This window comes from Alteromonas australica (genome assembly GCF_000730385.1).
Lineage (GTDB): Bacteria > Pseudomonadota > Gammaproteobacteria > Enterobacterales > Alteromonadaceae > Alteromonas > Alteromonas australica.
Genome location: NZ_CP008849.1, coordinates 3,707,861 through 3,733,797 on the forward strand (window position 1 = coordinate 3,707,861; position 25,937 = coordinate 3,733,797).

A 25,937-nucleotide genomic window follows, 5' to 3' on the forward strand; every position below is an offset into this window, starting at 1 on the left:
GTTAAAGAACGTTGCGACTTCGTCGCAATTCACTAGAAGCCATTGCTTCTTAGTGGCTCACCCTGTTCGAGTGAGGTGCGCATTATACGCTGGAAGTTTTTGTTGTCAACACTTTTTGAAAATTTATTTTCTGAAGCGTTTCTTCTAAACTCCCGTCTTTACTGGCCGATAAAGCAAGTAGAGACTAACTTCAGAAGGTTGGCTGTTTTGCTTTTCCCCCGAAGCGGATGCGCATTGTAGAGATCTATAACTAAAGGTCAACCCTAATACGTGAAAAAGTTGATAAAAGTGAACTACACGGTTACTTTCTAGTCAGATGTGATAATTAGTAGACAATATGGACTAATTACTAATAGGATGGGTGGTTAATTCCTATAAAGTAATAGTCGTATAAAAGTATTTATATTGTGGCTACGCAATAATTATAAGGTGGTTTCCTTGGTAAGGAGGTGATCCAACCCCAGGTTCCCCTAGGGTTACCTTGTTACGACTTCACCCCAGTCATGAAACACAAAGTGGTAATCGTCCTCCCGAAGGTTAGACTAACTACTTCTTTTGCATCCCACTCCCATGGTGTGACGGGCGGTGTGTACAAGGCCCGGGAACGTATTCACCGCAGTATTCTGACCTGCGATTACTAGCGATTCCGACTTCATGGAGTCGAGTTGCAGACTCCAATCCGGACTACGACATTCTTTAAGGGGTCCGCTCCACATCACTGTCTCGCTTCCCTCTGTAAATGCCATTGTAGCACGTGTGTAGCCCTACACGTAAGGGCCATGATGACTTGACGTCGTCCCCACCTTCCTCCGGTTTGTCACCGGCAGTCTCCTTAGAGTGCCCAACTTAAGGCTGGCAACTAAGGACAAGGGTTGCGCTCGTTGCGGGACTTAACCCAACATCTCACGACACGAGCTGACGACAGCCATGCAGCACCTGTGTCTGAGTTCCCGAAGGCACCAATCTATCTCTAGAAAGTTCTCAGCATGTCAAGTGTAGGTAAGGTTCTTCGCGTTGCATCGAATTAAACCACATGCTCCACCGCTTGTGCGGGCCCCCGTCAATTCATTTGAGTTTTAACCTTGCGGCCGTACTCCCCAGGCGGTCTACTTAGCGCGTTAGCTTCGCTACTCACGACTTAAAGTCACAAACAGCTAGTAGACAGCGTTTACGGTGTGGACTCCAGGGTATCTAATCCTGTTCGCTACCCACACTTTCGCACATGAGCGTCAGTCTTTGGCCAGGGAGTCGCCTTCGCCACTGATGTTCCTCCAGATATCTACGCATTTCACCGCTACACCTGGAATTCCACTCCCCTCTCCAAGACTCTAGTCTGCCAGTTCTAAATGACTATCCCAGGTTGAGCCCGGGGCTTTCACATCTAGCTTAACAAACCGCCTGCGTGCGCTTTACGCCCAGTAATTCCGATTAACGCTCGCACCCTCCGTATTACCGCGGCTGCTGGCACGGAGTTAGCCGGTGCTTCTTCTGTTGTTAACGTCACGGCTAGCAGGTATTAACTACTAACTTTTCCTCACAACTGAAAGTGCTTTACAACCCGAAGGCCTTCTTCACACACGCGGCATGGCTGCATCAGGGTTTCCCCCATTGTGCAATATTCCCCACTGCTGCCTCCCGTAGGAGTCTGGACCGTGTCTCAGTTCCAGTGTGGCTGATCTTCCTCTCAGAACAGCTAGAGATCGTTGCCTTGGTAAGCCATTACCTTACCAACTAGCTAATCTCACTTGGGCCTCTCTTTGCGCCGGAGCCTAAGCCCCGTTTGGTCCGTAGACATTATGCGGTATTAGCAGTCGTTTCCAACTGTTATCCCCCTCGCAAAGGCAAGTTCCCAAGCATTACTCACCCGTCCGCCACTCGTCATCTTCTAGCAAGCTAGAAATGTTACCGTTCGACTTGCATGTGTTAGGCCTGCCGCCAGCGTTCAATCTGAGCCATGATCAAACTCTTCAATTAAATATATCGATTACCATACAACGCCTAAAAGGCTTCGTGAGAAGTTGGCGTTGTAAGCAAAGACAAGCTAAAAGCAAGACAGAGTAAAAAGTAGTTACTCACTGATTGAATTAATATTATCTTTCCCGAAATGTTTCGTATTAATAAACAGCTTTCGCTTTGTGCGCTAGCGCTTACCCTAAGCGCAAACGTATTTGCACAAACCGCGAATGCAGAAACTGCTTCACCAAAGGATTCAGAATTAGAAACGTCATCTCAAGCTAAACGAAATAATGACATCCAACTATCGTTTTTAAGACGACAAGTGGATCAGAATATGTCGGTAGGCAGAGCAATTAGCTCTATTGCTGGTCATTACCCACAGGAAGTGGTTTCTGTTGTGGATTTAGCATTAGATTATTATCCCGACAAATACCGCGAGATCATTTTCGCTGCAATTTCTGCCCAACCTTCGTCTACTGAAGAGATTGTTAAGCTCGCGATAGAAAAAGAAGTAAGTTCTTGCCCTAACATTGTTCAGCTAGCTATTAAGGCCGAGCCTACGTACGTCGACTTTGTTGTACAAGCTGCGGCAGTGGCTACACCTGACGAGTTAGACGAAATAGTACGGGTAGCCGTACTCACCCAGCCTGATGCGGCAGATAGCATTGTGCAAACTTTGTCTCGAGAACATCCCAACAAGCTAGTTGAAATAATGACAACTGCCATCAATACTGTTCCTTTTGTAGGTGAGTATGTCGTAGATGCATTATTAGCGGTCTTCCCTAACCGCGCACAAACGGTAGTAGAAACTGCAGTACGAGAGTCGGTTGAACAGCGTGAACAGGTCATGAAAATCCTTAGTACTGCTCAACATGCTGGTGTTGATAACGCGAAGTTAAAAGGTTACGCACTTGCCGCTGGCCTAAGTGAAGACGATTTTAATAGCGCGATTACGATTAGATAGCCATTCCGCGTAGTCAATAAGACAACGCGGTTATTCGGCGGTACTTGCATATAAAGGCAATGCCGCGGCAACATTATAGAGTGTTAACTCTGCCTTGAGTAAATCGACTCTCGCTTCAATTTCTTTCATTTGGGCTTTTATTTCTGCTGAAGTTCTTGCATTTAGCACGAACATATCACTATCACCTTCATTGAATCGCTGGCGTTCCATACTCGATAACTCCCTCGCTAACTCTGCATTTTCTTCCTGCAGCTTCACAACACGTTTGGCTTGTTGCCAATATGTATAGGCTTGCTCGAATGACTGAACTAATCTTTGTTGCAATGCATCTATCTTAAACGCCAATTCCCTATTCTTGCTCTGTGCTTTAGTCACCTCCGCCTTAGCCTGGCGGTTGCCTAAAGGGTAAGAGAACGACAAGCCAACTTTACTTTCGGTATCATCAAGGGTGGTAGATCCCCCTCCGAAGTCTTGGGCGATAGAGGCTTTAACATCTAACTTGGGCAACAAAGCATTGTTAGCTAATCGCACTTTATTCTGATTTTGTGACTGTGCCAAACGCATGCTTTTCAACGTAGGGTGCGCTAATAGCTGACTACGTAAAGTGTTTACCTGTGCTTCTCCCACCCAAAATGGCCATTCAATATCGTTAGGGGCTAGGGTGGCGTGGCGTAAATCAATAATGTTGCCGTTACTATCTCGCAGATAGTAGGACAACGCGTGCGCATAACCATCTCTCTTTTGTTTTAGCTTTTCTACCAATAAGGTTTGTTGCAGTACATTTGCCCTAAATTCTGTTAGCGCTATTTGTGCTAAGTCGCCCTGTTTTACCCGCGTCGCAATGGCATTTTCACGCTCAGAAACTGTGGCGAGTAATGACTCTAACGCTTGTACCTGGAGCGCACTTTCATACCATATAAGGTAGTCACTTAACCCTTTATAAATAAACGAATTAAGTAATTCGTTCGCTTCAGCTTGCCAGGCTTGAAAATCTAATCTCGCATTCTCAACCCCCATTCTACGTTTATCGGTGTCTCTTCCTTTTAGTAAAGAAAACGCTATGCCTATACTGGCTTCGCCTGCGGATAACGTTTCATACTCTTGTTCGTAAACGGGGAAATCGCCATTGGTAATACGATATTCAGTGAAGACTGAAGCGTTGTAATCCTCGATGGGCTTAACCACTCGCTGCTGTAACGATGTGCCGTGATAATACCCTGTAACCCTCGAAAAACTGTTTTGCTCTACAAAAGGGTCAAACGCACTTTGTGCAATATCGAGATTTGCGCCCGCTTGCACACTCCCCTCTTTTATTGCCCGAGTATAAGGATGGTGATGCTGCATAGAGGAAATTAAAGCTTTTACCGTGGGCGCATTTACTGCGACTTTCCTTTGGGGGGAAGTATCATGGGTATCTCCACCCGCGTACAAAGGTGCTGCGCCTACCACAGCAATGCCCAAGAGGATAAGCGTTGTTCTAACCAAAAGCCTTACCACGTGGTTGACGCCTTATCAGAAGAAGTCTCTGAGGTTTGTTGCGGTGGGAAGTTATTCAGTTGTCGCCATAGCTCATAACCTAACTTCACTTCTTCTAGTAATATCCACGCTTTTACCCTGCTACCTAAGCGAGCAGAGCTTTCTTGTGGCCACGGTACGTCATTTTCGTCTTCCTTAATCCATACTTGAAATGTTCCGCTTGCATTGGCCATGGGCTCAACATAAACCACTTCACCGCCAAAGGTACCTATTGCACTGCCGGGCCACCCACTAAACTGAAAGACTGGCCAACCTTCAAACTGTAATCTTGCTTTCGCGCCAGGCTTTACCAAAGGAGCATCTAAACCTGAAATGGTTATGCGCACACTCCGTTGCGCATTAGAAGGGATAAACTGCCCTAATACCTGACCTGCGGACACATAGGTAGACACTCCACCAGAAAACAGTCGCACTATGGTGCCGTCTACTGGCGCAACCTTTGTTTGCGTGGCTTGCCGCGATAAGCTCATACTGACTTCATTAATATCCGAAAGTGAAGACGCCGCTTTCGCTTTTAATTCCTGAAGTTTTATTTGCGCCTGCTCTACGTCTTTTCGTGACACTAGCCCCTGCGCCTGAAGCGAAATTTGCCTCGCCAAGTTATTTTGTGCATTCGCCACTGCAATTTCATTGGCTTGGTGACGCTGATTCGCTGCGTTAAGCTGAGACTGAAGCTTGTCTAGTCGTTCAGCGTCAACATCAATAAGCGTAACAATGGGATCGCCAGCTTTCACTTGCATGCCTTCTCGTACATGCCACGTTTTTATTTGCCCTCCCACCAGCGCACTAATTGCTTGAATACGATCTTTTGGGTCGAGCGAATCTACCGCGCCGGTGCCATAGGCAGTTTGGATCCACGGGGTGAAATACAATATTAAGCCAGCGGCTAACACCATAAACACAATAAGCCCGCAAACCACACGGTGTAACTTAGGAATGACCAAGGTAGATAAAGACGTCACATTGTATAAAAAGCGTTTTTCTGCACTATTCATTGTGTGCCCCTCCCTCTTCACTGCTATTTACAAGCTCGGTGACATCATCGTGCAAGTGAATCGCGCCGGTGAACATGCCACTTTCGGGGGTATTGGTAAAATACAACACAGTGCATTTTAAATTGTCGAGATGCGCTAACAAGCGCAGGCGAAGCGCTTTAGGAATCGCATCAAAGTGCTGGTTAATAATAAGGACTTTAGGTTGTGCAATCAGTACCCCCGCCAGTTTCAACAAGAGAAACTCTAATGGCTGTAAAGGCGCGCCTAATACGGAAATATGCTCAGATAACCCATGTGGTAATGCATCCACAACCGGTAATAATTCGACGGCAGCCAACACCTGGCGCATTTCAGAGATGCTCACACTGGGGCTAGCTAAGCGTAAATACTCTTCTATAGTACATTCCACTATTAGCGAGCGGTCTAGAATTGTAATGGCTTGGCGAAGTTCATAAGTATCGTAATCGAACAGACTGAGATCGCCGAGTAAGATTTCCCCTTTGCTGGGTTTATCGTACCGCTTCATTAATGCAGTAAGTTGCTTTTGCACCCAGCTTTTATCCGTGGTGATGAAATACTTCCCCCCTGCTTTAAGCGTGGTATCGATAAAACAGCTGTCGGTGCCATGTTCCAACACTAAGTTGTTAAACACCAACTGCGAAGAACGGGGCACACGATTGGCATCTTCATTAACATCTTCTTGAGGAATAATGAGTGCTGAGCCAATTTTGTCTGCAGCCCCGTACAACTCGTAATATAACTTAAGATATTGAGTAAAGCGGGAAAGGCCAAAAAGCACTGCCGACATGATCAGTTCTGCAGCCACTAACTGTCCGATAGATAACTGACCTTGAACCACCAGTACACCACCAATGCCCAACAAAGAAGCACTGGCTAACGCATACAGCAGTAAAAACATCACCACTTGGGCAAATGTGTAATGGAAATGGTTTTTATGGTTGTGAATGTAATTATTGATATAGCTATTTGTATTTCGCCCTGCATATTCCACATGGTCGGCAGACTTGAAGAACTCGTGGGCTGCAGCAATGTCGTTGAGCCATTTTGCCGATTCGTACTTTGCTTGAGAAAGCTCAATGGCCGTGCGTTTCGCCCCTGCGCCCCAAATTTTCCATATAGCGTACATCACCAAAATAAGGACAAGATTAAACACGAATAGCGCAGGGTGATAAAACGAGACGAGGGTAAAGCCCACCAGCATTTGAAGAACAAGTGCAAAGCCGTCGACCATCAATGAAGGAATATTTTTCTGGAGGGTCATAATATCAAAATACCGCTGAGTCACATTGGTGTTTTGACGCCCTTCAAAATAGCTATGAGGGGCCATAATAGTACGCAGACTCAGTGCCGCCGTGAGCCTTGCATACACTTTGCGTTCGTAGAATTCCATAATTCGCATACGCAATGCGCTGAATACACCAGAAATAAACAAAGTTAAAAAGAGCACCGTGGCAAGGATAATAACCGCGCGGGTTGAACCAATGTTCGCAATACTGTTGATGAGCGTTTGCACGGCGATAGGTACCGCCAGTGTCATTAAACTAATGGCAACACCATAGGCAATAGCAACCCAGAAGAAGTCTGACTCAGGTTTTAACAGCTTGAATAACGTTTTGCGTGTGGCACGTAAATCGATCGCTTTTCCCATATACCCTTCTAATTTCCGTTTTTATGCTATTACAGTACGTAATTGTACTAAGCTGTAATACTGTAATGCATGATCTACCAAGATTAAATCTGTTATATTCTTAGAATAACATCGAAAATACCGAAGTTCTTAAATCCTAATTTAAACACTATGCATCACTTAAATTACCATCACCTTTATTACTTTTTTCTTGTTGCACGAGAAGGAAGTATAGCCAAAGCGGCTTCACTACTTCACGTTACGCCACAAACGGTGAGTGGGCAACTGTCTACGTTTGAAAATCAACTTGGCTACTGTTTATTTGATCGCGTAAATAAGCGGTTACACCTAAACACGAAAGGCAAAGTGGTGTTTCAGCATGCCAGTGAGATATTCAATAAAGGCAATCAACTGGCGGAAATATTAAACAGCCATGAGGACGTGAGTTCAAAAGAGTTTGTGATAGGCATCACTAACGGCATTCCCAAAGTGCTCTTCTACGACTTTGTGCATCACACCATGCGAGAACACGCCAATGTTAAATACATTATTAAGGAAGATAGCTTCGACGGTTTACTTAAAGAGTTAGCAATAAATGCCATTGATTTCATTGTGGCCGACCGAGGGATTGCACCCGGAACCCAAATTAATGCCAGCAGTTTCTTTTTAGGCGAAAGCGCGATGAGCTTTTTTGCAAAACACCCACTTCACCCACACCAGCACTTTCCCCAATGTTTAAACGAGATGCCTCTTCTCATGCAAGGCCATACGTCAGGTATTCGGCATGCGCTGACTAGCTGGCTTGAGACCGAACAGCTCTATCCTAAAATAGTGGCTGAATTTGATGATACGGCGTTGTTAAAGCTTTTTGGAAGTGAAGATTTTGGTGTGTTTTGCGCGCCTTCTGCCATAGCAGAACATGTTGAGGCGCAATATGATGTGCATTGTATTGGTAACGCCCCGTCGTTAAACGAACGTTATTACGCTATTACCGGAAAAAGCCGCGCCGATTACACCATAAGTAAAGCGATTGTGGAAAAAGCACGGCAAATTTTAAATGTATAAAGAAGCAACTACGCTTATTGTGACCCATTAGCCTGTTGAACATTAAGCAGTAACGACAGTAGTCGTTTTTCTTCAGGCGACATAGACTGCTCTACTTTTTTCATATTTGCTTTGTAGGTTTTCAGCACATTGGGGTCGTTGGCAATGGCGTTGTCTAGCAAGGTTTCATATTTGGATAGCAGTGCCGACGTTTTTTCTGCATTTTCCATAGTGGCTACGTGGCCTGAATACATAAAATAAAGTGCTACCACGAACCCCAGCAATACCGGGATATTTACCTCAAATGAAAACCATGATTTTTTGTTATCTTCAGACATTTACTCGTCCCCCATTAACGACAACTTTATTTTAATTCTTTCTAATGTTTTTAAGCTTTCAGCCAATTGCTGTTCTTGTTGTTGGCTAAAATACGCCGATGCACTTGCCACCAATACCAGTAAAATAATGGGCAGCGTTTTTTCGCTTAACTGACGAAACGCCCAAGTTTTCAATTTACTCATCATATTTCAATCCAACAATCTTCTATTTTTTCGTAATTGACTTGATTACTTAGCAGGGCATTGGCTAAGTCTGTTGACGTCAGCGTAGGCATAACGAAACATTGGTACTTCGCTCCCGCTGTCGCTTGATACAGTAAAATGTTTGCTTTACCTTTTTTCACTTGGCTTTCTAGTAGTTTTCTAAGGCGGGTATTACCTTCTATCACGCCGGGCAACACCGCTTCTAATTTTTCAATCAGCGTAGAGCGAAATGCTCGGCCGTTAGCAATTTCAACCCAATACTCTGGAGAATCGTAGTTAGAAATATAATCCAGCGTGAGTGCGAGGGGATCATGATTTAGGATAAAGGCTTGCTCGGCTAAAAAGCCTAAATCTGTAGAGGCAAGAAAATTGGGGATAGCCACCGACTTTACCTCATTGCCTGCCATTTCAATGCCCATGTAAGCCGCAATGCTGTTATCAGGCTTAATTAAAGATACGTTGGCGTTAAAACCATCACGCTCACTAAACCCAAAAACATGACTCGGTAGAAAGCTAAATACGGTGTTGAATGCATCGTCATAATACCGAAGGCTGGTTACCGCTGTAGATTCCACCACCTCTCCCTTTTCATTCTTTTGAAAATGAAACAAAGGCGCGGCAACCAACTGCTTGGCTGGATTATGTCGGTAAGCGGTAAATACGCCATTTTCTAAATCTAGCGCCACGCCAAATAGCTTCATCTTTACACGACTGACAGGGTCATCTTTATGAAACTCTTCTGAAAAATTGGCCATCATGGCAGAGTATGAATGGCTATCAGTAACGCTTTTTACCGTGGGCACCACAAGTACTATCGTCATCACACCAATAAGAAATACAGCGTAAAACTTAGGATAGCCCTTAAACAGTTGCACTATAAATTTAATGGCAAGGGCGAAGACGGCAATGAAACTCAACAAAATACTGGTTTGCGGCACAATAGATAACTTAACCGCATCAACACCGATTTGATACAAGCCACCGCCTTTAGAGAAAGCTGCCTCAGCGGCTGTACTGGATAACATGCGGATAAACGAAATATTGTCTTGCGACTTCAACCAACGTTGCAAATAGGCACTTTCCGATTCACCCGGCGTGAAGTTGGTTAAATAGAAGCGCCCCATTATGCTTCTTGCTTTCTTTTCAACGATGGGAAGCAGTGAGAAATCGTATTGGCCCATAGTCGAATTTTGAACTTTAAACTGAGACCCTTGCAAGTATTCGGGCCAAACTTTGTCTACCTGGCTTTGATATTTTTGAGTAACCGCCCTGAAGATGGCACTGGTGTTCTGCAATTGCCAATGCTCAGCCAAAGCCACGCCACGCTCAGCCAAATATAAGCGCGCATGCTCACTCCCACCAGGAGACAGCAACCATTGCTCGTACTCTTCAATATCTTCGTCCACATGATATACATACCTAAGGGCGTTTTTTCGCCCTTTACGCAAAATAGAACGAACTCGCTCCTCAGTGCCGTAAAGGGTAAACAATATATCGTCGGGCGTGACATACATCATGGGAATATCGAGCTCATTTAGCCAGTTTGCGTGGCGAACTTTCACGTTGTCTTTACACACCTGAGATTTGCAATCGTCACGGTACTGATCTTTAAACTGGCGATGCGCGTCTTGAATACTGTCGTTACTGGCATACTGCTTGATGTCGTTATAGGTTTCATCTATGCCAGTCACATATCGCTTCCAGCTATTTTCTAAATAAAGGTATATGGCATCCACATGAGCGGCGGTTTCCGCCTCAAGGGTATCAATATCGTTTAATGCACTGAGGGCTTGTTGGCGCTTTTTTTGCGCATTCATGTATAAACGAAGTTCGCTTTGGTATAGCGCATCAAACTCACGAAGCCTGGGCAACCCTTCTTTGGCGAATTGGGATTTTTGCCTGTTACTTAATAGGGTGTCGGCCATGGCCTCGACATTACGTTCAATTAAGGCATTAAACCCTGTTGAGGAGAAAGCCAATGAAGGCAGCAACGCTATCACCAAATCACGACGGGCTTCATCACTGGCAATGGCATTAAACTCGTCGAACCTGTCAATTTCTACCAAATCGTTTAGATAAGCTTCTCGATAAGCAATTGCCCGTACAGCACTTAACTTTGCGTCACTAGAAGTTGCGTGCGCCCAGCCATCCACAAACAGTCTTAATGAGGGCACCAATGCCACCCAAAGCAGTAAAAAGGCAAGGCCTTTCACCACCAAGCTTTGCTTACCCGGCAACGATGAAGCCTGCTCTTTTTTCCAAAAAAGCAATTTTTGAACAGGCACAAAAGAGACAATGGCCAGTGAAAGACCAAAGCCAGAGAGCATACGGCCAAACAACTCTAAACGCGCAGCATGATGATGTTTATCGCCAAACAAATCTTCTAGCGGTAGCGAATACACATCCACCAGCAGTAAATTAAAACTCAGCTCTAAACCAAAATAAATAAAGAAAAAAGCCAGTAAAAGTATGGCTTTAGCGTTGCGCACTACCATCCAAACACCACCTTTTCATCCTGCATAACTGAATCGGCATCACGTTTTCTTGCTGCGCAGCGTGCAAGTACATCTTGGGTCGCATTCTTTTCTAGGCACTTGTCTTTGTTTTTTTCCGAAAGGGTATATGCCTTGTTCTCCCCCAACCAATTTAGGTATTTTCCTTGTGCAATAAGCTTGTGCTGAACAGGCAGTTGATTAAAGTCGGCATCAGCTGGCAATCCCAACACCAACTCTTCATCACTAAAGCGCTTTTTGGCTAACAAGTTAAGCTTGGGCTGTGATACGAAAGTGCCTTTTGCATTACATGCCTTGTTGAAGTTACTTTCTAAAATGACGTTTTTTAACTGTAGTGTATTATCGGAAGCGCTACTGCCTGAATAACTATAAATAAGGTCGACATCATTTTGCTGAGGCGTTGAGGCAATAAACGACGCGCCTTCAATGGCCGCTGGCGCATCAAAATACAAACGACTCGAAGACAGTGCGCTTTGCTTAATGAGCTTATGATAACGGCTGTTCGCTACGATAACCGCTGGCATAGTCATGCCATACTCAACAAATATTTCGGTTAAATCTTCTAGCGCATCTTCATCTAAGTTGCCGCTTAGGCGCACGTACAATTCGTACTGACGCAGCGCTTCAAGGTTATCTTCAATGGCATCTTCTGCGCTTATCGATTTAATAGTACTGGTACGGCTGCGAGAATTCGTTAACTCCCAGTCGCCATCGTTATAGGAAAGCACTAAATAAGCGCCGGAAAAGAGATCTTTACCGTTTAAAAATAGCCCTGACATATTGGCCGGCGTAACACTGTACAGTAAAGATGCTTTACAGCGCCCACTGCGGTATGGCAACACATGGAACCCTGTGGTCGCTGTGAGATTTCGCTCTCTAAGCGCACTTAACATAGATTCGCTAACATGCTGAGTGTCTGCGTGAGCAGGGAGTGAACTATAAGTGTTAGCAGGTTTGTAGTAGGTTTCAGGTTCTGTGGGGCTAACACCGCAAGCTGCAAGGGACAGTAAAGACACAACCAAAGCCAAACGCGTGCGCGCTTTATGCATAAAGTCCATTTTAACATTCCAAGGTAATACGTACTTCACATGCTAACTCGCCACCTTTGTTAAACAGGCTTTTTTAGCTGCATGCCGTTTTATTTTATTCTGAGGGTAAAGATAATCAGTAAAGGTTTAATTTTCAAACTTTTTATTCGTTAAGTAATTCTATACAAACAAAAAACCGAGCGCTAAGCTCGGTTTTTATACTCTTTAGTGATGACGGTGCTTAGTCAGCCCCAAATAAATCGCGGCTATATACCTTATCAATCACATCTTCAATATCAGGAAGTACTCGGTTAGCTACAATCACGTCAGAGATTTTCTTAAACTCTTCTAAATCGTTAACTACCCGTGAACGGAAAAACTCGTCTTCTTCGAGAACCGGCTCGTACACTACAACTTCAATACCCTTCGCTTTAATGCGCTTCATAATGCCTTGAATAGCACTAGCACGGAAGTTATCCGACCCTGACTTCATAATTAAGCGATACACACCCACAATTTTAGGGTTACGGCTAACGATAGAATCGGCAATAAAATCTTTACGGGTACGGTTAGCATCTACGATAGCCTGAATCATATTGTTAGGCACTTCACTGTAGTTAGCTAAAAGCTGCTTGGTATCTTTAGGCAGGCAATACCCCCCATAGCCAAAGCTAGGATTGTTGTAGTGACTGCCAATACGAGGGTCTAGCCCTACGCCTTCAATAATTTGCTTTGTATCTAACCCATTACGCTCTGCGTAGCTGTCTAACTCGTTAAAGTAGGCCACTCGCATCGCCAAATACGTGTTAGCGAATAACTTAATGGCTTCGGCTTCAGTACTGTCGGTGAACAAAACATTAATGTCTTCTTTTATCGCACCTTGCTGAAGCAATTTGGCAAACACTTCTGCACGCTCACTTTTCTCCCCAATAACAATACGGCTAGGGTAAAGGTTGTCGTACAAGGCTTTGCCTTCGCGTAAGAACTCAGGCGAAAAAATAATATTTTCTGAACCATGACGCGCTTTGGCTTCTTTTGTGAAACCCACTGGTACCGTTGATTTAATGATCATCACCGCATTGGGGTTAATGCTCATTACGGTTTTAATGACCGCGTCGACACTGCCAGTATTAAAGTAATTAGTTTGTGGGTCGTAATCGGTTGGAGTAGCAATGACTACATAGTCAGCGTCTTTGTATGCAATTTCAGCATCAAGTGTTGCTTCTAGGTTAAGCGCTTTAGTCGTTAGGTATTCAGAAATCTCTTTGTCTTCAATTGGCGATTTCTTATTATTTAGCATGTCGACTTTTTCTGCTACCAAGTCTACTGCTTTGACTTCATTGTGTTGCGCAAGTAGCACAGCATTTGAAAGCCCCACATAACCTGTACCTGCTACGGCTATTTTAAGCTTTGGCAATGCACTCTCCATTTAAATATTCTCCAATTAATACAAATTTAAAAACCATTTGCGTAGGTTAACTTTTAAGCGTAATTAAACTTACCCAACACTCTTGAATACGGCAATCGTTATAGATTTCATTCTAATGTTTAACGTATTGTATTTCAGCTTACTGACTTCTTAAACTATTATTATTCAACCACGCTCTTTCATTAACTCTTCTTTTGTTTTTATAGAAAAATTTTCACGTTTAAGCGTTAAATTTGGGCTGTAGGCAGGATCCCTTTCAATAATATGTGACCATGTAGTTTTCAAATAAGCAAGTTCTTTATTAAATCTTGCCGCCTTCTCAGGTGAAATATCTAACCCTCTACTTACTGACTCATGGTGAAACAATTCGGCCTCAGCACAATATACGTTTCTCACTCCTAACGCCTGCACCCGTAAACAGAAGTCTACATCGTTAAATGCTACCGCTAAATCTTCATTAAGACCATTTACTGTATTAAAGTGTGTTTTTTTAACAACTAAACAAGCTGCTGTTACCGCACTGTAATTTGACGTTGCATTAATTCTATTAAGATACCCCGTGTGAAGCCGAGGAAAGTTCTTGTGAGCATGCCCCGCTCCACCACCGTAACCTAGAACAACACCAGCATGTTGAATACGCGTATCTGAGTAAATTAATTTTGCACCAACGCAACCTACATTTTCGCGCTGAGCATGTCCTACCATATAAGTTAGCCATTCTGGCGCAATAACTTCTATGTCATTATTTATTAGCGCAACAAGGCTTCCCTTTGCGTGTTCAACACCAAAATTATTAATTGCAGAATAATTGAACGGCTGCGGATATTTGAGCACCCTAACGTCTGGTAACTTATCCAATTCTTCAAAATATGAAATACTTTCGGGATCATCAGAGGCATTGTCGATCAAAATGATTTCATAGTTACTGTAACTGGTTTTGTTTCTAATAGATTCGATACATGCTTGCACTAGCGCTTTGCCATTCTTAGTAGGAATGATAAGACTAACTAAAGGGTTTGTGTTTTCCCACAATAGCTTGTTTAGTTTGAACGCACCATCACAAGTAACCTGTACGCAAGCCTGATGGCTTACCTCTTTTTTTACCAGCGCTAACTCTTCTAGTATTTCACTTTCTTCTCTACAAACGTGTATAAGCGGAAGTGGGATGTGATACACGCTTAAATTCGAATGTATTGTTGCAAGCTTTGCTAATAACTGTGCTGCTGATTTAGTCTCAAATAGAAAGTCATGTTTAAGCAATGAAGTATCAAACATAACACCTGATTGAACATAGGCAGTAGAAAAGTGTAAATCGGGATTCCAATCAGGGAAAAACTTCGGCTTACTTCGAGTACCGGTTGAATCAATCTCATCGGTATCACAATAAATAACCCCCACATCTCGATTAGCGATGGCACTTAAAAAGTGCTCTACTGCATGCGGCGCTAACGCGCTTCCACTGGCTAAAAACAAAACTGGTACAGTGCTATCGAAGTGTTCGTCTTCTAATAATTGCGCAAAGCCAGACGAATGATTAGAAAGCACGAAATATTTCGTGGCTCCTGCGTTTTTAACGCTTTCAATCGTATGTTCAACTTGTCCAGCGCCAAATATAACGGCTTGCCATAATCGAGCCTTTTTTTCACTAACCAGAACATCACGTTTAAAACTCAACCACTGCGTGTAAAGAGCTTGGGTTTGCTTTGTTGTGGGGGCATCGAAAAACAACCCTGCCTTTCTTACCGATGTAACATAAAAAGTTGTGAGCTTTTCACTGCGCTTTAGCCTGCTTTTCATCGAGCTAGGTATTAATTGGAGTGCAGCTCTAACTGAGCGCATAAGTATTTTTTTCATTGACGGAGTAATCGCGAGTAAAATAAAAAAACCGTTTTTATTCAAAACGGTTTTTTAGTGTATCACACCATAGATTTATCTGTTTAGGGTTAGGTTACTAGTTTCCCGTACCTAAACGCTCGCCTTGGTAACTTCCATCAAGAACCGCTTTCCACCAGCCTTCGTTATTTAAATACCATTCAACGGTTTTGCGAATTCCACTTTCGAAGGTTTCTTGGGGCTTCCATCCAAGTTCCCGTTCTATCTTGCTTGCATCAATAGCATAGCGCATATCGTGGCCAGGACGATCTTGTACGTAAGTAATTTGCTCAGCATACTTGCCTTCTTTAGGCTTAACGTCATCTAAAATAGCGCAAATAGTTTGCACCACCTCAATATTTTGTTTTTCGTTGTGCCCACCAATGTTGTAGGTTTCGCCAATTTCACCGTTTAGCGCAACCACAACTAAAGCGCGGGCATGGTCTTCCACATACAACCAATCTCGAATTTGGTTACCTTTGCCATATACCGGAAGAAGCTTACCGGCTAACGCATTTAGAATAACCAGCGGAATTAACTTTTCTGGGAAATGGTACGGGCCGTAATTGTTAGAACAATTAGTTACAAGCGTGGGCAACTTGTACGTGCGAAGCCACGAACGAACTAGCTGATCTGAACTGGCTTTACTGGCTGAATAAGGGGAACTTGGCGCATACGGTGTTGTTTCCGTGAACAACGGCAACTCAGTACCCGGCTCTACTTCATCGGGATGAGGAAGGTCGCCGTATACTTCATCGGTAGAAATATGATGAAATTTAAAGGCGGCTTTCTTTTCGCCTTCAAGTGCAGACCAATAGGCTCTTGCTTGTTCAAGCAAGGTGTAAGTACCCACTACGTTGGTTTGAATGAATTCACCTGGGCCATCAATTGAACGGTCTACATGAGATTCCGCGGCCAAATGCATAATAATATCGGGCTGATGGGTATTAAACACGCGCTTCACTTCGTCAGCATCGCAAATATCCACTTGCTCAAAGCTGTAACGTTCGCTGCTTGAAACCGACGTTAGTGACTCCAAATTGCCCGCGTAGGTTAGCTTATCTAGGTTGACGACTGTGTGGTCGGTATCGTTAATTAAATGGCGTACCACCGCTGAGCCAATAAACCCTGCGCCACCTGTGACTAAAATTGTTTTACTCATGTTTTATTTACCAAACTTGAATTTGTGTGTTGCGGCTTATTGCGCCGCTTTAAGCTCGTCCATCATGGCCGACAACTGTTTGCGCCAATGGGTTGGGTTGCATGTTGCAAACGCTTCTCTTGCTGACGTTTTATCTAGCACACTGTAGTGAGGGCGTTTAGCCGGAGTTGGGTATTGGCTACTTGGAATAGGCAATACAGGAATTGCACTGTCTAAAAAGCCTTTTTCGAGCCCTAGCTCTTGAATGGCGAGTGCAAAGTCGTACCAACTGGCCACGCCTTCATCGGTCCAGTGATACACACCTACTGTTTTGTTTTGGGCGGCACTAACACACGCGTCGGCCAACCCTTTCGCCCAGGTTGGCGTACCAATTTGGTCGTCTATCACGGTAAGCTGAGGTTTATCTGCCATTAACTTAAGCATGGTTTTTACAAAGTTATTACCATGAGCGGAGTACACCCACGCGGTACGAATTAAGCAACTTGCTTCAGGCAATATGTCGAGTAACGCCTTTTCGCCATCCGCTTTGGTTTTGCCATACACGCCTTGTGGCTCTATGGGGTCGTTAGGTAGGTACGGTGAGCCCTTATGACCATTGAAGACATAGTCGGTAGACACATGAACCAAAAACGCGCCGGCTTGCTTGCAGTACTTGGCTAAGTTTTCAACCGCAGCGGCGTTAATAGCATGGCATAAGGCTTGGTCTTCTTCCGCTTTATCTACCGCTGTGTAGGCAGCTGCATTGATGATGACATCAGGTGCTAATTGAGCCAGCGTTTCTGATAGCACATCTAATTTGGTGATATCCGTATCTTCTGGCCCAAGACAAATCGTATCTTCACCCAGAATACGCACTAGTTCGTAAGACAACTGCCCTGCATTACCAATAACGACAATTTTCATTGTTATTCCTTTAATCCCTGCTTATTAAATCGTTGGCGCATCGACAAAGGCCAAACCCGCTTCGTCTTTGCCAGATAGAGAAGGCTTTTCACCCTTCACTAACGGCCAGTCGATATTCAAAGTAGGGTCATCATACTTTACTGATATCTCAGACTCAGGGTGGTAATAGTCGGTACACTTATACACGAACTCAGCCGATTCACTGGTAACGTAGAAACCATGGGCAAAACCCGCTGGCACCCAAAGTTGGCGCTTGTTTTCAGCAGACAAGGTAACCCCTACCCATTTTCCATAGGTAGATGAATCTTTACGCATATCTACGGCTACATCGTAAACTTCACCGCTAACCACGCGAACTAGCTTACCTTGTGTTTGTTGTAACTGATAATGCAGCCCACGCAGAATACCTTGACGCGACTTAGAGTGGTTGTCTTGTACAAAGTCTACCTCTGCGCATTCCTGTTTAAACCAATCTGTACGAAAGGTTTCTAGAAAAAAACCACGCTCGTCGCCGAACACTTTCGGTTCAATAATTTTTACGTCTGGGATATCTGTTTTAATGACTTGCATGTGCGTTCCATATATTCACATAAGCAAGAAGGTGGCTACTGCCACCTTCTTGCTTATCTTTATCTATTTAATTTTTCACTCTATCGCTGATTACTTTTAGCAAATAATCGCCGTACCCACTTTTCTTAAGGGGGGCAGCAAGCTTTTCAAGTTGGTGAGCATCAATGTAGCCCATTCGATAGGCCACTTCTTCAGGGCAGCACACCTTCAAGCCTTGACGCTTCTCAATGGCCGCAACAAAATTGGCTGCGTCTAATAAAGAGTCGAGTGTACCCGTATCTAACCAAGCAGAACCACGCCCCATTAACTCCACCTTCAAACTACCATCTTCCAAATACAAGTTGTTAAGGTCGGTTATTTCAAGCTCACCACGGTGAGACGGCTTTACTTCTTTTGCAAAGTCAACCACACGATTATCGTAATAGTACAAACCGGTTACCGCGTAGTTTGACTTCGGCACGGCAGGCTTTTCTTCAATAGAAAGCGCCTTCCATTCGTCATCAAATTCTACTACTCCATAGCGTTCTGGGTCGTTCACGTGATAACCAAATACCGTGGCACCATGTTCTTGTTTATATGCGTTTTGGAGTGAAAGTTTTAAATCATGTCCGTAATAAATATTATCACCTAGAACAAGAGAGCAACTATCGTTTCCAATGAACTGTTCGCCAATCAGGAACGCTTGCGCCAAACCATCGGGTGAAGGTTGAACAGCATACTGAATATTCATCCCTAATGCAGAGCCGTCGCCAATAAGGTCGATAAAACGTTGCTGTTCATCTGGGGTGGTTATAATAAGTACATCACGGATACCCGACATCATTAAAGTGGTAAGCGGATAAAAAATCATCGGCTTATCATAAACCGGCATTAATTGTTTACTAACTACTTTCGTCAGCGGGTGCAAACGCGTGCCTGTGCCACCAGCCAAGATAATTCCCTTTCTACTCATTGCCTTTCTCGTGTTAGCTTAACTTATTGGGTGATTCCTTTATCGTACCAATTTTTCACAAATAATCAGTGATAAATTTGTATTCATTCTTAATCAATACTTTGTTTTTTTCATAGCTCACAGCGTTCTCTATTTCCGGCGCACCATATTCTTCATAATTGGCGGGAAATTGCTTTCCTAACAATTCCCCTAGCCTTTCTAGTTCACTCGGATACTTATGAATAGACCCAATAAAGGCAAATTTATCAATACCTTTAGGGGTAAGGAAGGCTTGATAAGTATTTTTTATTGAGGAAAACTGATCTACCTTCATGAATTCGTCAAACAGATCTTCTAGCGTTGAGAGTCCATTCTGTTTCGCCAACGCGAGAAGCTGACAATGTAAATGATAGGGCTGCTGAAAGTTTAAGGTATGATTGAAGTGCAACCATAGCCTTTCAATGGGATCGCGAACCCAGCAAATATGCACTGCATTCGGAAAAATCTTTAGCTGGTTTTCGTGGAATGGAAAGTGCCCGTGCACAATACGGGTACCACTAGGCAACCAAATACTTTGACCATTTTTTAGCGCTTTCGCCTCTGGGGCTGAATAAGCATTGAATAAATCAGACCCTCGATACACTTTTGAAAGCGCCAATGCAAACGCTTTACCTGAAGTATTGGGAATATGATGTGAGACCACTTCTACACTTGGGTAAACATCTCTAGAAGGTGAATTCGCCCAGCGTTTCTGTACCTTCTGCCCTGCATGAACGGCCGTCGTTTTTTGTCGTTCAAAAGAGTTTCTTAAAGCCTCGGAAACTACAGAGGTAATCCCTCCGCCATTCTCCGAAAGCTTCGCTTTAACCTTTAATGCTAAAGGTAGGTGTGCGTACAAAAGCTGCATTTTTGCTTTATCCAACCAGGACCTAGCTTTTGCATGGTTGTCTTGGTAAAAACGTAATATTAACTGGGCATTTTCTTTGCTTTCAGTAATAAAGCCTTTAATCAGTGCAGACATCCGCTGCCTATCTATATATTGCACCCTGATTGGATCTTGTTCTATACCTCTACACTCACGAATAAACCTGTCGCTATCAGCTACTTGATGCTGTTTAAAGAAATTTTCTAATTCTTCGAGATAACCCGCTTTTAACCAGTTAAACGTGTCCCTATTTATAAAGGAATAAGGGGGGGCATTGCTTCCTTGTGCTTGCAAATAAATGTCTAGTTTTTCTTGTAAAGGACCTAGCTCATATTGATTAAGCCAACGTTTAAACTCGACTCCATCGGCTGAATAACGTGGGTTTATTTTGCGGGAGTCAACAAACAGCGTGGCATTATCCGAAAGTGGTATCTGCGCCAGAAAGTCAGATACGATGTTGTTATTTTTAAACACAGTTTTACTGTATGGCCGAAGAATAAAACGTTGAATGCCAAATGACTCTATATGCCTTGATAGAAACTTTATGGAGTCTGCGCGAGGAGTTTGAGGAGATTTAAATATAACCACCCTTTTATGCCTTTTCACCGCCTGATTATAGTTGGACTCTAATAGTTCTAATTCAAATCGAATATAAGCGATAAACTTTGCACCTGGAACATGCTCGGCAAGCTCATTAACCCTTTTAAAAAAAAACTCGGATGACAACAGAACGGTATTCGCCCCTTGTTCTTCTGCGTCTCCAATGAGTTTTTGGAGTTTTTTTGTATTAAGCGTTAAGTGGTTATTTTCCTCACCTATACTGTAGATGCTTTGAAGATTTCCAGGGCTTATTCCGTTTGCATCCACATCGTGTGCCGGATAGTAGATATTGTGCTTTAACAATTCATCTCTGTGCGTTTCACACCAATACTGAATTGCTGAAGTGCCCGTTTTAGGTGGGCCTATATGAAAAATGAATTGCATTTTAATGGGGGATCCCTAGGAAGTAACCCGAACTTTATCAACGCTTTGGTTTTTAATCAGGTGAATTATGTGGTTGCTCAATCTTTTGTTAAACATGTCACGACTAAATAACGCTTTCGCTCTCAAAGCTGCTTCCTGCTGGATCATCTCTCTCAATTTTAAATTGTTTAACAGGCGCTCTAAGGTAGCAACAACCGCAATATTATCTTTATATTCCACCAAACAACCAGACTCTTCGTTTAACAACTCGCCTAAAGCTCCCCACTCATAAGCTACCACAACTCGCCCCATAGACATGGCTTCTGCAACAGTACGTCCAAAAGACTCTTTGAAATTAGACAGCGCTAAAACAACATCATGCTTGGCCAATGCTCTAGAGGGGTCGGCTATATAGCCAGCAAACTTAATATTACTACACCCGAATTTCTCGGATGCTTTCTTAACATCAATCGTTGAAGGCCCATATAATGTGAATTGGATTTTAGGGTTGTGTTTGCATAATTTTGCTATTTCGAAAAAGTCGTAAACCCCCTTTTTCTTAACATTGCTACTTATCATGCAAACTTTTAATACTTCAGGATCAGGCGCTTTAGATGAGTGGCCATAATTATCAATACAATTGTAAATAACTTTCGTCTGTTGAGGGGCTGCTAACCACTTAGATGTCTCGTTTGAGTTGGCTATATAGAAATCTGCACTCTCGCACACGCGACGCCTTGATTGTTCTGGCGTTTCCTCAAGAATATTAGTTAAATCTACGTCAAACTCTACCAATTCTCTTACGTGCACAACACTTAAAATTTTGGCTGCCTTCGCTGCAAGGAAGGGTTCTAGCAACATGATAGTATTCACATAAACACAATCAACTTTATCTGAAACGAAACGGCGCTTTAGATACGTCACAATCTCACTGTATACCGCCCTATTTCTTTTCATCCAAGGCAAGGGAATAAAGACTATGGAATCTGAGTATTTTAATAACTCTTCGATATACTGCTGGTTTGTGCATGCTGGAAGAAAAATCGTAAGATTAATATTTGCACTGCTATTTAGTGCTTTCGCCATATCTAGCAAGCTTCTTTCTGCACCAAAGATATGAGTAGAAACCGAATGCCCGAATAACGCCACATTTACACTGTTTTCTTTTGGGGCCTTTTTGCTTCCGGTGATTTCCACAGGCGAACTAAAATTCCAGTTAGACACTAACGCATGATATGTAGGGGAGTCGTTCGAGCTTAAGTTGAACTTATACCTGTAAGCATCTGGGCAAAACAAGGGCGAAGGATATCGCCCCTCTGTTTCTCCAGTTTCCCAGAAATGTTCATGTAGCCCCTTACCCAACATTTTCACGTCTGAATACAGGCTTAAGTACCACTTTTCATTTAATGCATCACTCCAGCGCGCAAATTGTCTCGCGTTGCATTCATCTTCTTCTTTTAACATTATTGGAGGGACTGGAAACGGACGAGATTTTAATTTGCTAGGCGTAACTAATTTGACAGCTTTTTTATGCCAAGCTCTAGCAAAGTCCATATATTGTTTTCTCACTCCGCCGTACTGTGTAACCGTATGCGTTAGCTTGTTTTGCGTGAGTGATGAGAAATGGGTGCGACCAAACGACATCGGCACATCAGGCAAAATCTCTTTAATCGAATGAGGACCAAACTTATTCCTTAGCCGTTCGTAAAACTCGGTATCGGCATTCACAGTTACTTCGTCCCACCCTCCTAATATCGACCAGACCTCACGTTTCACCATCAGTGAAGATATATTTCTGTGCACCCAAGAGCGACCGGTTCTGATAGCGGAGAAATTCAGGTTCTCATCACACCTAACCCAATGTGATACTGTGCCTTTTACCTTGCGCCCAAATAATAATGGTAGAACTTGCTTTTCAATTTTTTGAGGGTGAGCATAATCATCGGCATCCATTACCGTTAGATATTCTCCCGTAGAGGCTTTCATACCTATATTTCTAGACGTATATGCGCCTAAATTTTTAGTGTTATTTATCAAACGTATTGTTGGTTCATTACGACAAATAGATTCAACTACTGCCTGAGTGTTGTCTGACGAATAATCATTAATGACAATAATTTCAACATTTTTCCATGTTTGTTGACGCAATGAAGACAAACAAGTAGTAATGCTATTCTCAGCGTTAAAAGCTGGAACAATAATAGATACCTTATTCGACGAAAAATACTGAGCTAGCTGACTAACGATAGAGGGCTTAGGATTCTGCGAACATAAAGCATCAAAAGGGGGGATAGTGTTTCTTTTCGAGAGAATGGTAAGCCCGTTTGATTTGTACACTTCGTTAAGCGCTTGCAGAGGACGTTGGTCGCCAAAAGCCATTTCTTCTGCCAATTTTTTCGAAGTACTTTCTGGCCAATCAGAATCAGCTAGCAAATTTTTTGCTTCTAGGAGTTGACCGCTTTGAAAATAGCAATCAAACCTTAAAAGGTATAGCTCCTCAAGGCAGAATAATGATGTCGCTGTTGGAAGCTTTTTCCATATCTCATTGGCATGGTAGGTTGCTCTGGCTGTATTCTTAGAAAAAAGATAAAAGGAAACGAGCACTCTGTTGGCATAAACTGCGTTTATATTGCTTTCTATAGCATAACTTTCGAGCTCAGCAAGCTTAGGTTCTGCAGTGAATGCATTTGCCCATAATTCACGCTCTAGCGCCAGGGCGGGCAGATTACAGGGAATCCGCCCCTCTTTTCTTCCATATTTTTCGAAATGAATGAGCGGGTCTACACCCGCTTCTGCAACGTCTGGGTACGTTTTAAGGTACCATTCAACATCAAAATATTTTACATTCATTTCAAAGCTTCAGTAAAAATTAGCACAAACTTTAAGTGACATTGATAAGAGAATCACTCAATTCACTTATGTTTGTAATCACAATATCTTTTTCATTAACGTCGTTGATAAACTCTACAACATGCTCACTCAATATTTCGCTCTCACTGCGCTTTGAGACAAAGACACGGCGACCTGACACTTCTGCAAGCTGCTCTGGAACAAATTTCAGTAAATTGGGATTCAAAAAGACTACGTTGGTCGTTTCCACTTCCATGCCAAACACGCAAACCTCGGCATTTTTGAAATGCAATAACTCAAAGAACCTATCGCATAACGGCCTATAAATCTTTCCATATTCCGGGACATGATATAGTAATACACTTTGACCAGACTCAATTAAGGTATTTATAAGTTCAAACTCGCTGTCTTTAAAGCGCTTATCGCTAAAGTCAGAAATGAAAATACAGTCGCCTTTGGTATTGTTATCTCCGCGAATAATCATAGATCGAGGTGCAGGAAACGCTCTTGTGTCATCTCCTTCGGTTTTAAGTTCGTCATTATTATTCTTATGCCACCACTGACAACCACTTCTATAAATATGACGCAATCCGTTATGCATGGTTTTAATATGGGTAGCTTTATTTCGAGTAAGTGAAGCCTCATCATCTAACGCGAATGCCATAGGCACTTCTTTATGAATGCGCTTAAACGCCCACTTACCGTATTTAGCTTGAACGCGCCAAATAAATTCCGTATCACCGCCCGCAATAACAGTATCCCATGGGCCCAACTCTTCAAGAACTTGACGCCTGAACATAAATGAAGAATGAGACCAATGTATTAATCTTGGGTTTAATCGCCAATTATGCTGGAACTGTAAGTCGTCGGTTGCACGTATCCAAAAGGTGGAAACACCCATCACCTTTGGCCAAGAGTCCAAATAAGCAATTTGGGCTTCTATTTTTTGTGGGTGAGACCAATCATCACCATCATGAGTGGTAAGAAAATCTCCCTTAGCAATCTTGAGGCCAGCATTTCTCGCACGGTAAGCACCACCATTTTGTGGTTGTTGCACTAACTTTACTCTACTGTCTTGCAGAGATAGCCTTCTTACCAATTCGGGCGTATCATCCGTACTGCAATCATCCACGACAATAATTTCTAAATTTTTCCAGCTTTGATTAAGTAACGACTGAATAGCAATTTCTAAACGCTCACCCGCGTTAAACGTTGGAATGATGACACTAACCAATCGCTCATCTCCTACTGCTGGGGCAGTAGCGTAAAGAGCCTTAAAGCTAATTGAACTTTGTTCATCGTCAAATTCAATAGGGGCAAAGCCATTTCGCTCAAATGCATCGTTTATCCACATTAAGCGGTCTGCAGGGTCTGTATAAAGGTTCGAGAGTGATAGCAGCGCATCCGCATCGTTAGGGTTGCTTTCTAGATATTCAAACAGATGAAGTTTGGCCCTTTCAATTTCGCCGAGTTTCATTAAACAAAATGAATGCATAAGCACTGCGGTTTTATCCAAGTGATAATCAGTGCTCAACTCTCGCACTAGCTTAGATATTGATAACGCCTTTTCAAAGTCTTCAACGAAATAGTACCAACGTGCCGCATGCCATGCAGCGAAAAAGCGCAAATCAAGGTCGGCGCCGGTGTTTTGATATATTGCCTCTAATTCTTGAAGCGCCGGAGCAGAATAGCCCCCCCACAAATTTTCAACTACGCCATTTTTTATCTTATCAATTTGTTTTTCCAACGCTGTGGCAAATTGATTGGGGTTAGGCTTACGACCTTCCCTTCTACCATACAATATATAATGAACGAGAGGGTTTATCCCTTCCTCTTTAATGTCTTCATACTGGTTAATATACCAATTGGTATTGAACCACTTAGAAGGGTTAAAGCCCATTGAGGCACCTTCTGTTATAAAGTGCCTTATAGGCTTTTTAACTGCCATCTCACTTTGGCTGGAATACGTTGATGTGTAAAAATCCACATCAAATTTACCACTTTCTTTAATCAGCGACTCAAGCTTATTAAGCTGCCTATGCTGACTGTATTTTTGCTTTATCGATCCTACGAGTGTATCTAATCTCATTATCTACATCACAATTT

Annotated in this window: 18 protein-coding genes and 1 rRNA gene; 2 read left to right on the forward strand and 17 right to left on the reverse strand. The window is 43.1% G+C overall.

Features of this window, described 5'->3' with window-relative positions:
- Nucleotides 1-442: 442 nt before the first annotated feature.
- Nucleotides 443-1,974, reverse strand: a 16S ribosomal RNA gene (locus EP13_RS16135).
- 130 nt (nucleotides 1,975-2,104) lie between these two features.
- Here EP13_RS16135 and EP13_RS16140 point away from each other — a divergent pair.
- A complete protein-coding gene (locus EP13_RS16140; RefSeq protein ID WP_044058178.1) occupies nucleotides 2,105-2,920 on the forward strand; it encodes a hypothetical protein in 816 nt (271 codons plus the stop codon).
- A gap of 30 nt (nucleotides 2,921-2,950) precedes the next feature.
- Here EP13_RS16140 and EP13_RS16145 read toward each other — a convergent pair whose 3' ends face one another.
- The 3 genes from EP13_RS16145 to EP13_RS16155 are packed head-to-tail and all read right to left on the reverse strand — an operon-like array spanning nucleotide 2,951 to nucleotide 7,120.
- Nucleotides 2,951-4,405 carry a TolC family protein gene (locus EP13_RS16145; RefSeq protein ID WP_231497881.1) on the reverse strand — a complete coding sequence of 485 codons (1,455 nt, stop codon included), beginning with the start codon at nucleotides 4,403-4,405 and terminating at the stop codon, nucleotides 2,951-2,953.
- A 5-nt stretch (nucleotides 4,406-4,410) separates the two neighbouring features.
- Nucleotides 4,411-5,451 carry an efflux RND transporter periplasmic adaptor subunit gene (locus EP13_RS16150; RefSeq protein ID WP_044058180.1) on the reverse strand — a complete coding sequence of 347 codons (1,041 nt, stop codon included), beginning with the start codon at nucleotides 5,449-5,451 and terminating at the stop codon, nucleotides 4,411-4,413.
- Nucleotides 5,444-7,120, reverse strand: coding sequence for an ABC transporter transmembrane domain-containing protein (locus EP13_RS16155; protein ID WP_044058181.1), 1,677 nt, complete (start codon nucleotides 7,118-7,120; stop codon nucleotides 5,444-5,446). The genes EP13_RS16150 and EP13_RS16155 overlap by 8 nt, the downstream gene beginning before the upstream one ends.
- Before the next feature lie 150 nt (nucleotides 7,121-7,270).
- Here EP13_RS16155 and EP13_RS16160 point away from each other — a divergent pair, with 150 nt between their 5' ends.
- Nucleotides 7,271-8,164: a LysR family transcriptional regulator gene (locus EP13_RS16160; protein WP_044058182.1), complete on the forward strand. Its 894-nt coding sequence runs from the start codon at nucleotides 7,271-7,273 to the stop codon at nucleotides 8,162-8,164.
- Between the two features lie 14 nt (nucleotides 8,165-8,178).
- On the opposite strand, the gene EP13_RS16165 is transcribed toward EP13_RS16160, so the two are convergent.
- The 13 genes from EP13_RS16165 to EP13_RS16225 all read right to left on the reverse strand — a co-directional run bounded on the left by EP13_RS16165 (nucleotide 8,179) and on the right by EP13_RS16225 (nucleotide 25,920).
- Nucleotides 8,179-8,481 carry a hypothetical protein gene (locus EP13_RS16165; RefSeq protein ID WP_044058183.1) on the reverse strand — a complete coding sequence of 101 codons (303 nt, stop codon included), beginning with the start codon at nucleotides 8,479-8,481 and terminating at the stop codon, nucleotides 8,179-8,181.
- On the reverse strand, nucleotides 8,482-8,667 hold the full coding sequence (locus tag EP13_RS16170; protein WP_044058184.1) for a hypothetical protein: 186 nt from the start codon (nucleotides 8,665-8,667) through the stop codon (nucleotides 8,482-8,484).
- A complete protein-coding gene (locus EP13_RS16175) occupies nucleotides 8,664-11,180 on the reverse strand; it encodes a hypothetical protein (protein WP_044058185.1) in 2,517 nt (838 codons plus the stop codon). Before EP13_RS16175 ends, EP13_RS16170 begins: the two co-directional genes overlap by 4 nt.
- On the reverse strand, nucleotides 11,174-12,286 hold the full coding sequence (locus EP13_RS16180) for a hypothetical protein (RefSeq protein ID WP_156026773.1): 1,113 nt from the start codon (nucleotides 12,284-12,286) through the stop codon (nucleotides 11,174-11,176). The genes EP13_RS16175 and EP13_RS16180 overlap by 7 nt, the downstream gene beginning before the upstream one ends.
- A gap of 181 nt (nucleotides 12,287-12,467) precedes the next feature.
- Complete coding sequence (locus EP13_RS16185) at nucleotides 12,468-13,655, reverse strand: nucleotide sugar dehydrogenase (protein ID WP_044058187.1); 1,188 nt, start codon at nucleotides 13,653-13,655, stop codon at nucleotides 12,468-12,470.
- 165 nt (nucleotides 13,656-13,820) lie between these two features.
- Complete coding sequence (locus EP13_RS16190) at nucleotides 13,821-15,494, reverse strand: glycosyltransferase family 2 protein (RefSeq protein WP_231497882.1); 1,674 nt, start codon at nucleotides 15,492-15,494, stop codon at nucleotides 13,821-13,823.
- A 112-nt stretch (nucleotides 15,495-15,606) separates the two neighbouring features.
- Nucleotides 15,607-16,689, reverse strand: a complete 1,083-nt coding sequence (gene rfbB / locus EP13_RS16195) for a dTDP-glucose 4,6-dehydratase (RefSeq protein ID WP_044058188.1) — start codon at nucleotides 16,687-16,689, stop codon at nucleotides 15,607-15,609.
- 36 nt (nucleotides 16,690-16,725) lie between these two features.
- Nucleotides 16,726-17,592 (reverse strand): dTDP-4-dehydrorhamnose reductase, encoded by an 867-nt coding sequence (gene rfbD, locus EP13_RS16200; protein WP_044058189.1) that lies wholly within the window; start codon nucleotides 17,590-17,592, stop codon nucleotides 16,726-16,728.
- 24 nt (nucleotides 17,593-17,616) lie between these two features.
- Nucleotides 17,617-18,162, reverse strand: a complete 546-nt coding sequence (gene rfbC / locus EP13_RS16205; RefSeq protein WP_044058190.1) for a dTDP-4-dehydrorhamnose 3,5-epimerase — start codon at nucleotides 18,160-18,162, stop codon at nucleotides 17,617-17,619.
- A 67-nt stretch (nucleotides 18,163-18,229) separates the two neighbouring features.
- Nucleotides 18,230-19,114 (reverse strand): glucose-1-phosphate thymidylyltransferase RfbA, encoded by an 885-nt coding sequence (rfbA, locus tag EP13_RS16210; RefSeq protein ID WP_044058191.1) that lies wholly within the window; start codon nucleotides 19,112-19,114, stop codon nucleotides 18,230-18,232.
- 55 nt (nucleotides 19,115-19,169) lie between these two features.
- On the reverse strand, nucleotides 19,170-21,002 hold the full coding sequence (locus tag EP13_RS16215) for a hypothetical protein (RefSeq protein WP_044058192.1): 1,833 nt from the start codon (nucleotides 21,000-21,002) through the stop codon (nucleotides 19,170-19,172).
- A gap of 15 nt (nucleotides 21,003-21,017) precedes the next feature.
- Nucleotides 21,018-23,831, reverse strand: a complete 2,814-nt coding sequence (locus EP13_RS16220) for a glycosyltransferase (protein ID WP_044058193.1) — start codon at nucleotides 23,829-23,831, stop codon at nucleotides 21,018-21,020.
- A 31-nt stretch (nucleotides 23,832-23,862) separates the two neighbouring features.
- Entirely contained in the window at nucleotides 23,863-25,920 is a 2,058-nt protein-coding gene (locus tag EP13_RS16225) for a glycosyltransferase family 2 protein (protein WP_052364455.1), read from the reverse strand.
- Nucleotides 25,921-25,937 lie beyond the last annotated feature (17 nt).